General features: G+C 71.9%; 14 protein-coding genes and 1 tRNA gene. 9 read left to right on the top strand and 6 right to left on the bottom strand.

Annotation, left to right across the window (positions count from 1 at the left end):
- Positions 1-10 precede the first annotated feature (10 nt).
- Positions 11-1,012 (bottom strand): SMI1/KNR4 family protein, encoded by a 1,002-nt coding sequence (locus ACZ3HQ_RS17620; RefSeq protein WP_467511827.1) that lies wholly within the window; start codon positions 1,010-1,012, stop codon positions 11-13.
- 333 nt (positions 1,013-1,345) lie between these two features.
- Between ACZ3HQ_RS17620 and ACZ3HQ_RS17615 the strand changes: the two genes are divergently transcribed.
- Positions 1,346-1,861, top strand: a complete 516-nt coding sequence (locus ACZ3HQ_RS17615) for a YwqJ-related putative deaminase (RefSeq protein ID WP_350904063.1) — start codon at positions 1,346-1,348, stop codon at positions 1,859-1,861.
- Positions 1,862-1,920: 59 nt separating this feature from the next.
- The gene (locus ACZ3HQ_RS17610; RefSeq protein ID WP_467511825.1) at positions 1,921-2,454 is read left to right on the top strand and encodes an SUKH-3 domain-containing protein; all 534 of its coding nucleotides are present in this window, start codon (positions 1,921-1,923) and stop codon (positions 2,452-2,454) included.
- Here ACZ3HQ_RS17610 and ACZ3HQ_RS17605 read toward each other — a convergent pair.
- From ACZ3HQ_RS17605 to ACZ3HQ_RS17585, 5 genes are all read right to left on the bottom strand, one after another.
- The gene (locus ACZ3HQ_RS17605) at positions 2,441-3,322 is read right to left on the bottom strand and encodes an SAM-dependent methyltransferase (RefSeq protein ID WP_467511823.1); all 882 of its coding nucleotides are present in this window, start codon (positions 3,320-3,322) and stop codon (positions 2,441-2,443) included. The two genes, ACZ3HQ_RS17610 and ACZ3HQ_RS17605, sit on opposite strands and share 14 nt — an antisense overlap.
- Positions 3,307-3,981 (bottom strand): cysteine hydrolase family protein, encoded by a 675-nt coding sequence (locus tag ACZ3HQ_RS17600; protein WP_467511821.1) that lies wholly within the window; start codon positions 3,979-3,981, stop codon positions 3,307-3,309. Before ACZ3HQ_RS17600 ends, ACZ3HQ_RS17605 begins: the two co-directional genes overlap by 16 nt.
- On the bottom strand, positions 3,978-5,060 hold the full coding sequence (locus ACZ3HQ_RS17595; protein ID WP_467511819.1) for an isocitrate/isopropylmalate family dehydrogenase: 1,083 nt from the start codon (positions 5,058-5,060) through the stop codon (positions 3,978-3,980). The genes ACZ3HQ_RS17600 and ACZ3HQ_RS17595 overlap by 4 nt, the downstream gene beginning before the upstream one ends.
- Before the next feature lie 38 nt (positions 5,061-5,098).
- Positions 5,099-5,629 (bottom strand): EF-hand domain-containing protein, encoded by a 531-nt coding sequence (locus tag ACZ3HQ_RS17590; protein ID WP_467511817.1) that lies wholly within the window; start codon positions 5,627-5,629, stop codon positions 5,099-5,101.
- A gap of 198 nt (positions 5,630-5,827) precedes the next feature.
- Entirely contained in the window at positions 5,828-7,159 is a 1,332-nt protein-coding gene (locus ACZ3HQ_RS17585) for a sensor histidine kinase (RefSeq protein ID WP_467511815.1), read from the bottom strand.
- A 144-nt stretch (positions 7,160-7,303) separates the two neighbouring features.
- On the opposite strand from ACZ3HQ_RS17585, the gene ACZ3HQ_RS17580 reads away from it, so the two are divergent.
- From ACZ3HQ_RS17580 to ACZ3HQ_RS17550, 7 genes are all read left to right on the top strand, one after another.
- Positions 7,304-8,185: a hypothetical protein gene (locus tag ACZ3HQ_RS17580; RefSeq protein WP_467511813.1), complete on the top strand. Its 882-nt coding sequence runs from the start codon at positions 7,304-7,306 to the stop codon at positions 8,183-8,185.
- Between the two features lie 6 nt (positions 8,186-8,191).
- Positions 8,192-8,262, top strand: a tRNA-Gln gene (locus tag ACZ3HQ_RS17575).
- A gap of 124 nt (positions 8,263-8,386) precedes the next feature.
- Entirely contained in the window at positions 8,387-9,835 is a 1,449-nt protein-coding gene (gene glmU, locus ACZ3HQ_RS17570) for a bifunctional UDP-N-acetylglucosamine diphosphorylase/glucosamine-1-phosphate N-acetyltransferase GlmU (protein ID WP_467511812.1), read from the top strand.
- Positions 9,836-9,984: 149 nt separating this feature from the next.
- Positions 9,985-10,965 (top strand): ribose-phosphate diphosphokinase, encoded by a 981-nt coding sequence (locus ACZ3HQ_RS17565; RefSeq protein WP_389006642.1) that lies wholly within the window; start codon positions 9,985-9,987, stop codon positions 10,963-10,965.
- 205 nt (positions 10,966-11,170) lie between these two features.
- A complete protein-coding gene (locus ACZ3HQ_RS17560; protein ID WP_467511809.1) occupies positions 11,171-11,767 on the top strand; it encodes a 50S ribosomal protein L25/general stress protein Ctc in 597 nt (198 codons plus the stop codon).
- Between the two features lie 82 nt (positions 11,768-11,849).
- Positions 11,850-12,446, top strand: a complete 597-nt coding sequence (gene pth, locus ACZ3HQ_RS17555; protein ID WP_467511807.1) for an aminoacyl-tRNA hydrolase — start codon at positions 11,850-11,852, stop codon at positions 12,444-12,446.
- 66 nt (positions 12,447-12,512) lie between these two features.
- On the top strand, positions 12,513-13,001 hold the full coding sequence (locus ACZ3HQ_RS17550) for a hypothetical protein (RefSeq protein ID WP_467511805.1): 489 nt from the start codon (positions 12,513-12,515) through the stop codon (positions 12,999-13,001).
- Positions 13,002-13,022: the final 21 nt, after the last annotated feature.

The following is a 13,022-nucleotide window of genomic DNA, read 5'->3' as shown; positions in this document are numbered from 1 at the left end:
GACCCGGACCTCACTCCCCCGCCGGCGCCGACGCCGCGGACACCGGGACGGCGTGCGCGAAGCCGCCGTCCACCATCAGACTCGCCACCGTCTCCAGCTCCGGCGGATCACCGGCCAGCCGGGACAGGAACGCGTCGAAGTCGTCGCCGCAGGGCAGCAGCAGCCGCTCCACGCGCTCCGCCGCCGACCAGGACGGGTCGGTGTCCCGTACGTCGTCGTACGCGCAGAACCACACCGAACCGGCCCGCTCGCCCTTCACCTTCACCGCGACCAGGCCGCCCTGGACGAACGCGACGCCCAGGTAGTCCTTGGTCAGGTGGTCGCGCAGGCACTTGTTCACGTACACCAGGTCGTTGACCGCGGCCTCGTCACGGACCGTGAAGAACGGCTGGTCCAGCAGCAGGCCCAGCTCGGCGTCGAGCGCGGCGCCCACCGGGGCGCAGCCGCCCGCCGCCTTCAGGAACGACCGGTAGGCGCCGGGCAGCCGGTAGCCGAGGTCCTCCTCGACGCCCTGCACCTGCGACTCCGTCACCGCGATCTCCGACTTGGGGAGCGCGAAGTGCGCCGGACGCGTCTCGTTGAGCGGCCGGGTGCCGCGCTTGGCGTGGTCCACCACCGCCGTCGCCACCCCGCCGTGGTGCCGCAGCAGCGCCTTCACCTCGACCGGGATCAGCTCCAGGCGCCGGGAGTTCGCGACGTGGTGCCACGTCCAGCCGTGCGGCGTCGCCACCTCCGGCACCGTGTCCCACAGCTCGTGTCCGGACGCCGCGAGCACCGCGTTCGCCGACACGTAGTCCGTGAGCCGCAGTTCGTCGACGCCGAACCCCACCGGGGGCTCCGCGATCTCGGCCGCCGCGCGCGCGTACGGCGCGAAGTCGGGGTGACCGTGCTCGTCGATCCGCACGCCGCGCGGATGGCGGGCCGCCCGCACCGGGTCCGGGAAGTGCACGACCTGCCCGGCATAGGCCGCGTTCGGCGGCGCGGCTTCCTGCCCGAGCCGACCTGTCGTCATGGCGGTTGCCCCCTGCGGCACTCTGTACGAGCCGGGACGCCCCGACCCGTATCCGACTGTCTTCAACGTCACCGACGCCCTTGCCCGCGCCCCGGCGCGGTGCCGACAGCCTATGCGGTACGCGTGTGGCGGTCACCGGCCCACCGGACCCCGGCCCTCCGCCCCCGCCTCTCGAACACCCCCGCGAGAGCCCGCCACTTGTGTGACGAACCGTCACCGCGCGTGACGGCGGAGCCCCGCACCAGCGTGTCGCACCGCCCCAGCTTCCGCAGCCGCCACGGCATTTGGCACTCTGTGTCCTCCGGGCGCGGGCCCAGGGGAGGGAAGACGACCATGAACACCATGCCGACCGGAGGTACCGACGTGCGGGCCGGCGACCCCCGCATCGGCTGGAGCGACAGCACCGAACCTCCCGCCCCTGCCCTGCTGCACCGCCGCGACGGCATCCTGCCCGCCGTCGCCGCCGCCCTCTCCGTACGCGGCGCCACCCTCACCGGCACCGCCGCCCGCGGCGACCAGCCCGCCCCCCTGCACCACCTCGTGCAGGACTTCCTCGACACCCTCACCAGCGGCCAGCGCGACCGCTTCACCGGACGGTGTGCCGAAACGATCCTCATCTCACGGCACCTCACCGCCGCCGACGCCACCCGCAGCAGGCGCTCCGCCCGCCGCCCCATGACCAACGGCGAGGCCCGCAAGTCCCTGAAGCACGCCAAGCTCACCGCCCGCCGCATACGCGAGGACGGCGACCCGCTGCACGGCAGCTTCGCCACCCCCTGCCGCGCCTGCGCCGCCCTCAGCGCCCACTTCGGCGTCCGCATCGTCGACCCGGCCACCACCGGCGACTGACCCCCGCCCCCGCCGGGGACCACGAACCACGCACACCAGCACGACGATCGACAGGGCAGATGCACCCAGACCGCACCTCATCCCCCAGGCTCACCGCACCTCACGGCCCGGGCGGCACCACACCCCGCTTCCCCGGCGCCGTCGACAACGCGCTGCGCACCGCGGGCTGGCACCCCGGTCGCTGGGACATAAAGCAGGCCGAGATCTGGGCCGACACCCTGCGTGAACACCTCTCCCCCGCGGGCCACCGGCACGCCGTCTTCCCCGCCGCCGTCGAAGCCTGGGCCGAGTTCGGCGGACTCCACGTCACCCCCACCGGCACCGGCCGCCAGATCGCCCCGGCCAACCTCCACCTGGACCCGCTCCAGGGCCTGCACCTCGCCCGCACCCTCGGCGACCTCGGCCGCGCGCTCGCCACCGAACTCAGCCCGCTGGGCGTGGAGACCGACACCGCCGCCCTCCTCGCCATCGACACCCAGGGCCGGGTCTACACGCTCGACCACACCGGCGACTGGTACCTCGGCCCCGACATCGACCACGCGCTGACCGCGCTCATCGCCGGCACCCAGCCCGTCCGCCTCACCACCGGCTGACCCCCGCCGCGTCCTTCACCGCGAACACCCAGCGGTTGGCGGCCAGCGCGTCATCGGGCTCCGGGCGCGGCCCCCGACCGTACCGGCGGACATGGTCGTACGGCGTCCCCACCTCGGTCCGCCAGCCCCGGCCCGCCAGATCCGCCGCCGAGTCGGGACGCGGATCGCCGTCGAACAGCGCGAGCAGGTCCACCCCGAGCCGCTCCCGCGCCTCCGCGTACACCGGGCTGTCCCGCACCGCGCGGGCCTCCTTCAGCAGCTTCACCTCATAGCCGAGCATGCTGCCCGGCACGCTCAACCCGTCGACGGTCGCGACGAGTCGGCGTTCGGCCGCCGCCGGGAGATACAGCAGCAGCCCCTCCGCAAGCCACGCCGCAGGAAGCCCCGGGTCCAGACCGGCGCCGAGCAGCGCCGCCGCCCAGTCGCCCCGCAGATCCACCGGCACCGGCACCCGCCCGGCCGACGGCACCGCACCCGCCTCCGCGAGCACCCGCTCCTTGAAGCCGAGCACACCGGGCCGGTCCACCTCCCACACCGTGCTGCCCGACGGCCAGTCCAGGCGGAACGCCCGCGTGTCCAGTCCCGCCCCCAGCAGCACGAACTGCCGGGTCCCGGCCCGCGCCGCCGAGCGCAGCGCGTCGTCCAGCGCCCGCGTCCGCAGCCCGAAGTACCGGGCGAGCCGCCCCCACACCGGATCGGCGTCCCCGCGCGGCACCTCCTCGGGAGACACCGGCCAGCGCGCCGACACCGGCGCCGCCCGCACGAAGCACTCCGCGTACGGATCACGCGCCAGCGCGTCCGGACGGCGCGCCTCGATCGCCCGCGCCGCCGCCACCAGCAGCGCGGTCACCCCTACCCCGGCGTCCACTCCGAAGTCACCGGTACCGGACCGGCCGGCCGCAGAGACGGTTGCGATGGTTCCTCCTCGGTCGAGGGGCACGCGGCCCACAGCTCCGGGTCCGCACGCGTCGTCAGCCGGGCCCCGTACACACGCCGCATGAACGACAGGATCACCGGCTCCGGCAGATGCAACGGCGTCGTGCAGTCGGTCAGCACCGACACCTCGAACCCCTTCTGGAACGCCGTCCGCGCCGTCGAATCCACACACACATCGGTGAACACCCCCGCGAACACCAGCCGCACCACCCCCCGCTCCCGCAGGTACCGCTCGAACCCCTCCACCAGGAACGCGTCGAAACACGCGTACTTGGTGAACACCCGCTCCCCCGCGGCCGGCACCACCCCGTGGAACTCCGCGCCCCCGCTCCCCGCCACACACTTCGGCCGCTTGCCCAGCACCCCGTCCCGCCGCCGCCAGCTCGGCCCCTGATACGCCGCGTCCCCCAGGAACCGGACGAAGACCACCTCCACGCCCGCCGCCCGCGCCTGCTCCACCACCCCGGCCGCGGCCCCCGCCGCCCGCGCCAGCACCCCCGGATCGCCGCCGTGGCGGGCGGCGGCCGACGCGTCGCAGAAGTCGTTCTGCAGGTCGACCACCACCAGCACCACACCCCCCGCCCCGCTCACGCCCCCGCCACCAGCGCGTCCGCCCCCGGACCCGGCACCCCCAGTCCGGCCAGCACCCCCGCCACCACCTCACCCGTCGACGCCGCACCCCCCACGTCGGCCGTGCACACCCCCCGCGCCGCCAGCCCCGCCAGCGCACCCTCCACCGCGGCCACCGCCCCCGCACACCCCACATGCCGCTCCGCCACGGCCGCCGCCGCCCGGATCGTCGCCACCGGATTCACCAGATCACGGCCCTCAAGATCGTCCGCCGAGCCGTGCACCGTCTGGAACTCCACCAGCCCCGCCACCTCCGGCAGCAGATGCACGTTCTCCGTGAACCGGCTCTCCTGCCGCTCACCCCCGAACCGGTCCAGCAGCACCACATGCATGATGTCCGCCCACTCGTTCCCCGCCACCACCACCGTCCCCGGCGGCAGACCGTGCGCGATCAGATCCCGGTTCACCGTGTCCGGCTGGCACAACCGGATCTCCACCCCGTACCGCTCCGCCGCCCGCCGCACCCAGTCGTCCAGCGCCCCGTCCAGCAGATGGAACTTGTACGCCATCACCACCCGCGCCGCCCCACCCCCGGGCCACAGCAGCCGCGCCCGCGCCAGCGCGCAGTCGATCACCTCGTTCGTGATCGCCTCCGAGAACTCCATCGTCCGCACCACACGCCCCGGCTCATGCCGGTTCTCCCCCGTGTAGAACCCCTGCGCCTGATCCCGCACCAGCAGCAGCTCCGGCGCCACCCCGCCCGGCGGACCCCCCAGCCCGTCCACCTTCACCGCACGAAGGCGCTGCCGCACCAGATACAACGACTGCGCGTTGACCGCCGTACGGAACACCGCCGAGACCCCCCGGCCCGCCAGCCCCCGGCAGAACCCCTCGTAATGCGCCGCGTCCTCCTCGGTCAGCGCCGCGATCCGATCCGGCGCCTCACCCCGCAGCGACACATACGAGTGGTAGACCCGCTCCGCACGCTCCACCCGCACCGGCACCCCGTACGCCCCCGCCAGATGCCCCAGCACCCGCTCGAAGACCCCGGCCACCTCCCCGCCCGTACCCCGCCCCACGGCGAGCCCCACGACCGTCACCCCGGACCGCCCCTCTCCCCGAACCGACCCGACGTCCCTCAGACCGCCGCGCCCACCAGGCGGTCCCCCGGAATCCCCGCCTTGTCCGGCGCGTAGAAGTCCTCGATCCCCGCCACCCACGTCGCCACCGCGATCCGGTCCTCCGCGTCCGGACCGAACGCGTCGAACAGCGCGTCGATGTTCGGCTCCGCGAAACCGATCGCCCGCATCAGCGCCGTGAACAACGGCCGCTCGATCGCCCCGTCCCCGTCCGGGTCACCCAGCGCCGCCAGCGCCTCCGCGAACTCCCGCACCGTCCCCGCGAACCGCTCCGGCGCCAGCACACACGCCCGGAACTCCTCCAGCGTGATCCGCCCGTCCCCGTCCGCGTCCAGCTCCGCCTCCAGCGTCTCCCAGTACCGCTGGAACGCCCCCGCCATCCGCGCCCGCGCACCCTCCCCCGAACCCTCCGCGGCCGCCGTCACCCGCGACGCCATCAGCTCGAAGTCCTCCGGGTCCAGATGACCGTTCCCGTTCGCGTCGAAGAGCGAGAACACCAGCGTCACCCGGTCGATGGCCTCAGTACGCATGACTGACCAGAACCTTCCGTCGACTCGCCCCGAACCCCTCGGCGCGCACCGACACACTGCGTCCGGAAAGCCCCCTGCATGCCGGACGGCGGACACGTTCATCCAATGGGTGGATTCAGTACGTACCGAGGATTGGACGGCGAACACGACATAAGAGGCGAGCGGGAAACGCGGCCCCAGACCAGCGGGAACACGGCCCTAGGCCGCCGGAATCACCGCCGACACCCGGAAACCCCCCGCATCCGTCGGCCCCGACACGAACACGCCCCCCAACGCCACGACCCGCTCCCGCATCCCCAGCAGACCATTGCCGCCCGACGGCAGACCCGCCGACGCCGACCCAGGCTCCGGCGGCGACTCGTTCTCCACCTGCATCGCGATCTCCGCCGGCCGATGGGCCAGACGCACATACGTCTTCGCGCCCGCCGCGTGCTTGTGCACGTTCGTCAACGCCTCCTGCACCACCCGGTACGCCGTCTGCTCCACCTCCGCCGGATACGACCGCAGCTCACCCTCCACCGACAGCGCCACCACCATCCCGGCCGCCGCCGACTGACCCACCAGCTCCTCCAGCTCCGACAGCCACGGCCCGTCCACTACGACCACCTCGGCCGCAGCCTTCGACGCGGCCTCCGCGGCGGCAGCACCCACCGCCGCCAACGGCACCGGAACCGGCTCCGGCCGCACGCGCCGCCGCGCCGCCTCCCCGGAGTCCCCCGACCGCAGCACCCCGAGCATCTCCCGCAGCTCCGTCAGCGCCTGCCGGCCCATGTCCCCGACCAGCGCCGCGTTCCGCACCGCCTTCTCCGGGTCCTTGCGGGCCACCGCCTGCAACGCCGCCGCGTGCACCACCATCAGACTCACCCGGTGCGCCACCACGTCGTGCATCTCCCGCGCGATCCGCGTCCGCTCCTCACCGCGCGCCCACTCCGCGCGCTCCTCAGCACGCTCCGCGAGCAACTGCAGCTCCCGCTCCAGGCTGTCCGCCCGCTCCCGCAGGCTCTCCATCAGCCGGCGCCGGGCACCCACGTACAGCCCCAGCAGCAGCGGAGGCGCCGTCAGGCCCAGCGAGGTGGTCACCGCGGCGAACGGCACGAACCAGTCGCCCAGCGTCAGGTCGCCGCGCGCCATGTCCTGGCGCACCCGCACGAACGTCACGATCATCGTGCCCACCAGCGACATGCCCGCCAGCGCCACGATCACCCGGCGCGGCAGCTCGCACGCCGCCAGCGTGTACAGGCCGACGATGCCCATCAGGAAGCCCATCTGGGCGGGCGTCACCGCGATCGCCACCAGGACCACCGCGACCGGCCACTTCCGGCGCAACAGCAGCACCGAACCCGCCAGCAGCCCGAACACGACACCGAGCCACAGCGGCACGCCCGCGTCCCGCGCGAACGGCACGCCCTCCGCGCCGCACTCCACCGCCGACGCCAGCCCCAGGCCGACGTCCAGCACCGCACCGCGCCGCCTCTCCCACCACCACGGGCCGGTCGGCGCCCTGGTGTGGTCTTCCCCCGTCGTGGTCATGCCCTCCAGCCTACGGGCGCCCCCGGCGGCATTTCCGGTGACTTTCCCCTACCCACCCCGGCCGCGGCCCCCTCCGTCACTCGAACTACTGAACTCCACCGCCCGCACCCCCGGAGCCCCACATTCCCCCCGGGGGATATGCAAATGGCACATTCACCAGGCAAAACCCCCAACCACCCCGACATCGAAAACCTCCACACCCAGGCCATCACCCTCCGCCGCCAGGGCATGAGCCTCCGCCAGATCCGCGACCACCTGAAGGTCTACAACAACGACCTCCTCAACCGCCTCGTCCACGGCGAACCGGCCCCGGAGTGGACGAAGCGCCCGAACGCCAAGGACGACCTGCGGGAAGAAGCGAGGGAACTGCGCCGCCAGGGCCACACCTACGATCAGATCCAAATGAAGCTGGGCTGCTCGAAGAGCTCGATCTCGCTCTGGGTGCGCGACCTGCCAAAGCCGGAGCGTCGGGACCCCACGGAGCAGGCGAAGCTGGCGGCCCGCAAACGCTGGGAGCACGAACTGGCCGTGCGCGACGAGAGCCGTCGACGGACCAAGGCGGACGCGCGGGCGGAGATGGGCGCACTGTCCGACCGCGAGCTGTTCATCGCGGGTGTCGCTCTCTACTGGGCCGAGGGAAGCAAGGACAAGCCGCACGCCCGCCGCGAGCGGGTCGTCTTCATCAACAGCGACCCCGGCGTGATCCGCGTCTTCCTGGCCTGGCTCGACCTGCTCCGGGTGCGACGCGAGGACGTCAGCTTCCGGGTGATGATCCACGAGTCGGCGGATGTGGCGGCCGCCGAGACGTACTGGGCCGGCCTCGTCGGGGCGGAGGGGGGCGCCTTCGCGAAGACGACCCTGAAGCGCCACAATCCCAAGACGGTCCGGAAGAACACCGGGGAGCAGTACCGGGGATGCCTGATCGTCAGCGTGCGCCGGAGCGCTGACCTCTACCGTCGCGTCGAAGGCTGGTGGTGCGGCATAGTAGGGGCTGCCACCACGGCCGATCTTCCGAATCGGACATAACGGCAATCCCAGGTCGTCTAAGGGCAAGACGTCAGATTTTGGTTCTGATCATGGGGGTTCGAGTCCTCCCCTGGGAGCAAATTGCTCAGTTCGGGTCCCGACCGGCACACCCCCGGCGGGACCCGCTCTCATGTCCGCCGAAATGCCCCCCGGTATTCTGCCGCCAGTCACCACCTCTTCCCAGAGCCGAAAGGCAACTCCGTGAGCGCCATTCGCCCGGCAGCCGTCGTCGTTCTCGCAGCGGGTGAGGGCACCCGTATGAAGTCGGCCACACCGAAGGTCCTGCACCGGATCTGCGGCCGCTCCCTGGTCGGCCATGTGCTGGCCGCCTCCCGTGAACTGGACCCCGCCGAGCTGGTGGTCGTCGTCGGCCACGCCCGTGAGCAGGTCGCCGCGCACCTCGCCGAGATCGACCCCGGCGTCCGTACGGCCGTGCAGGAGCAGCAGAACGGCACCGGGCACGCGGTGCGGATGGCGCTGGAGGAGCTGGGCGGCCCGGTGGACGGCACCGTCGTGGTGGTCTGCGGCGACACCCCCCTGCTGACCGCGGACACCCTGGCGGCCCTGACCGGCACGCACCAGGCGGACGGCAACGCCGTGACCGTGCTGACCGCCGAGGTCCCGGACGCGACCGGTTACGGCCGGATCGTGCGGGACGGCGCGAACGGCGCGGTGACCGCGATCGTGGAGCACAAGGACGCGACGGACGAGCAGCGGGCGATCGCCGAGATCAACAGCGGTGTGTTCGCGTTCGACGGCCGGCTGCTGGCGGACGCGCTGAAGCAGGTGCGCACCGACAACAGCCAGGGCGAGGAGTACCTGACCGATGTGCTGGGCATCCTGCGGGCGGCCGGGCACCGGGTGGGCGCTTCGGTGGCGGGTGACCACCGGGAGATCGCCGGGATCAACAACCGGGTGCAGCTCTCCGAGGCGCGCCGGACGCTGAACGACCGTCTGCTGACGGCCGCGATGCTGGACGGCGTGACCGTGGTGGACCCGGCGACGACGTGGGTGGACGTGACGGTCGGCTTCGGCCGGGACGCGGTGGTGCACCCGGGTACGCAGCTCACCGGTGCGACGCGGATCGAGGAGGGCGCGGAGGTCGGCCCGAACAGCCGCCTGCACGACACCGTGGTGGGCGCGGGCGCGCGCGTGGACAACACGGTGGCGGACGGCGCGGTGGTCGGCGAGGGCGCGACGGTGGGTCCGTACGCGTATCTGCGGCCCGGTACGCGGCTGGGGGTGAGGTCGAAGGTCGGTACGTACGTGGAGACGAAGAACGCGTCGATCGGTGAGGGGACGAAGGTTCCGCATCTGTCGTACGTGGGGGACGCGACGATCGGGGACTTCACGAACATCGGCGCGGCGAGTGTGTTCGTGAACTACGACGGTGAGAGCAAGCACCACACGACGGTGGGGTCGCATTGCAAGACCGGTTCGGACAACATGTTTGTGGCTCCTGTCACGGTCGGGGACGGCGCGTACACCGGCGCGGGGTCCGTGATCACCAAGGATGTGCCGCCCGGTGCGCTGGCCGTGGCCCGTGGTCAGCAGCGGAATATCGAGGGCTGGGTGGCCCGTAAGCGTCCTGGGAGCGCGGCCGCGAAGGCGGCGGAGGCGGCGTCCCGGCCGGGCGTGGACGAGGGCTGAGGGAAGGCTCGTCGGACACGGCTGCGTCAAACACGGCGTACCGTGATAAGTGCACAACCGCACCCCTACCAGCCGATTCGGCCCTCTCGTGCCCCGTCGAGAGGTCGCTTGGCCGGCGGCTGGCTGAGAACCTCTGAGGAGACAGTGCTGTGACCGGGATCAAGACGACCGGCGAGAAGAAGATGATGTTCTTCTCCGGCCGCGCCCACCCCGAACTTGCCGAGGAGGTCGCTCACAAGCTCGGTGTGGGGGTCGTCCCGACCAAGGCGTTCGACTTCGCCAACGGTGAGATCTACGTGCGTTATCAGGAGTCGGCGCGCGGCGCGGACTGCTTCCTGATCCAGAGCCACACGGCGCCCATCAACAAGTGGATCATGGAGCAGTTGATCATGATCGACGCGCTGAAGCGGGCGTCGGCGCGGTCGATCACCGTGATCGTGCCGTTCTACGGGTACGCCCGGCAGGACAAGAAGCACCGGGGCCGTGAGCCGATCTCGGCGCGTCTGATCGCGGACCTGATGAAGACGGCGGGTGCGGACCGCATCCTGACCGTGGATCTGCACACCGACCAGATCCAGGGCTTCTTCGACGGTCCGGTGGACCACCTGTTCGCGCTGCCGCTGCTGGCGGACTACGTGGGCGCGAAGGTGGACCGCTCCAAGCTGACCGTGGTGTCCCCGGACGCGGGCCGGGTGCGGGTGGCCGACCGCTGGTGCGACCGTCTGGGCGCGCCGCTGGCGATCGTGCACAAGCGCCGGGACAAGGACGTGGCGAACCAGGTCACGGTGCACGAGGTCGTGGGTGAGGTCGAGGGCCGGGTGTGTGTCCTGGTCGACGACATGATCGACACCGGTGGCACGATCTGCGCGGCCGCGGACGCGCTGTTCGCGCACGGGGCCGAGGACGTCATCGTGACGGCGACGCACGGTGTGCTGTCGGGTCCGGCGGCGGACCGGCTGAAGAACTCGCGGGTGAGCGAGTTCGTGTTCACCGACACGCTGCCGACGCCGGGTGAGCTGGCGGCGGACCTGGACAAGATCACGGTGCTGTCGATCGCCGGGACGATCGCCAGCGCGGTGCGTGAGGTGTTCGAGGACGGTTCGGTGACGAGCCTCTTCGACGAGCAGTGAGGTTTCTGCAGGCCCTCTGAGGGGCGGCGGAAGATCCTTTTGGGCGCGGCCCCCTTGCCGAGTAGACTGCGACAGTTGCTCGGCGAGGGAGGCCGCGCTCGTGTGTTCCACGGGTGCCGGTTGTCCGTTATCGACGCGCTCTTCGTAGCAGGCCGTTCGTGGCCGGGTGACCCCGTCCGTCCTACCTGTACGAGGAGTGATCCGCATGTCCGAGGTCAAGCTCGCCGCCGAGTCCCGCACCGAGTTCGGCAAGGGTGCCGCCCGTCGCATCCGCCGTGACAACAAGGTTCCCGGTGTCCTTTACGGCCACGGTTCCGAGCCGCTGCACATCTCCCTGCCGGGCCACGAGCTGCTGCTCGCCCTGCGTACGCCGAACGTCCTGATCTCCCTGGACATCGACGGCAAGACCAACGAGCTGGCGATCCCGAAGGCCGTGCAGCGCGACCCGCTGAAGGGCTTCCTGGAGCACGTCGACCTGCTGCTGGTCAAGCGTGGCGAGAAGGTCACCGTCGAGATCCCGGTCGTCGCCGAGGGCGAGCTGGCCCCGGGCGGCAACCTGCTCGAGCACGTGCTGAACGCGCTGCCGGTCGAGGCCGAGGCCACCCACATCCCCGAGTCCGTGACGGTCTCCGTCGAGGGCCTGGAGGCCGGTGCCTCCGTCCACGCCAAGGACATCAAGCTCCCCAAGGGTGTCTCCCTGGCCGTCGAGGACGACGCCGTCGTCCTCCAGGTCCTGGCCGCCCAGGTCGAGGAGCCGGCCGAGGACGCGGCCGCCGAGGGCGAAGAGTCCGCCGAGGCCTGAGCCGCACCGGCTTGAATCATCTGTCAGCCGTCGTCCCCGCTTCCGGGGGCGGCGGCTGGCGCATATCGAGGAGAGTGGCTCGTTGAGTACCCCCGCAAACGCCCCTTGGCTGGTGGTCGGGCTCGGTAATCCGGGGCCGGAGTACGCGATGAACCGGCACAACGTCGGTTTCATGGCGGTGGATCTGCTCGCGGAGCGGATCGGCGGGAAGTTCAAGCGGTCGGGCAAAGCGCAGGCGCAGGTGCTGGAGGGCCGGATCGGTCCGGTGGGCCCGGCCGGCCGGCGGGTGATCCTGGCCAAGCCGATGTCGTACATGAATCTGTCGGGCGGTCCGGTGAACGCGCTGCGCGACTTCTACAAGGTGCCGCTCTCCCAGGTGGTGGCGGTCCATGACGAGCTGGACATCGACTACGGCGTGCTGCGGCTGAAGCTGGGCGGCGGCGACAACGGGCACAACGGCCTGAAGTCGATGACCAAGGCGATGGGGCCGGACTACCACCGCGTCCGCTTCGGCATCGGCCGTCCGCCGGGCCGGATGCAGGTCGCGGACTTCGTCCTGAAGGACTTCGCCTCGGCCGAGCGCAAGGAACTGGACTACTTCGTGGACCGCACCGCGGACGCGGTGGAGTGCCTGGTCATCGAGGGGCTGGAGCGGGCGCAGTCGGCGTACAACTCGTAGCGCCGGGGGCGTCGGGGGCACCCCTGGAGTTGACCCGTCGTAGGGGTATGGCCAATGATCCCGGCCATGTCTCCTGCCTCCGCCAGTTCCGCGCGTTCGGGGTCCGTCGTCCGGATGGGCCGGGTCGTGGTCGCGGGGGTGTTCGCCGGGCTGATCGTGTTCGCCGGGGCGTGGGGGTCCTGGGGGACCGCGCAGCACGCGATGCTGCCCAAGGGGCGTGAGCGCGGCACGCTGACGGTGACCCACTGTCTGCCGGAGCGCTGCGAGGGCTCGTTCAAGCCGCTGTCGCCGGGCGCCACGGCGCGGCCGTCCGTGCGGATCGAGCGGTCGGTGGTGGTGCGCGAGGGGCACAGCTACGACGTCGTCCTGGAGCCCGGCACGGACTTCGCCGTGCGCGCGGGCGTCTCCGGTGTCCTGCTGGCCTGGCTGCCGCTGGGCGGGGCGCTGCTGCTGGCCTCGGTGGTGGTCGCGGGCGGGATGCGGATGTCCCGGCTCGCCTGGGTGCTGGGCCTGGCGGGCGCGGCCCTGCTGACGGCGGCCTTCGTGCTCTCCTGAAACGGGACCCTGACGCATCGG

The sequence above is a fragment of the Streptomyces sp. NPDC018263 genome (assembly GCF_055562575.1).
The sequence above is the reverse complement of the archived record's forward strand: the minus strand, read 5'-3'. Positions and strand labels throughout refer to the sequence as shown.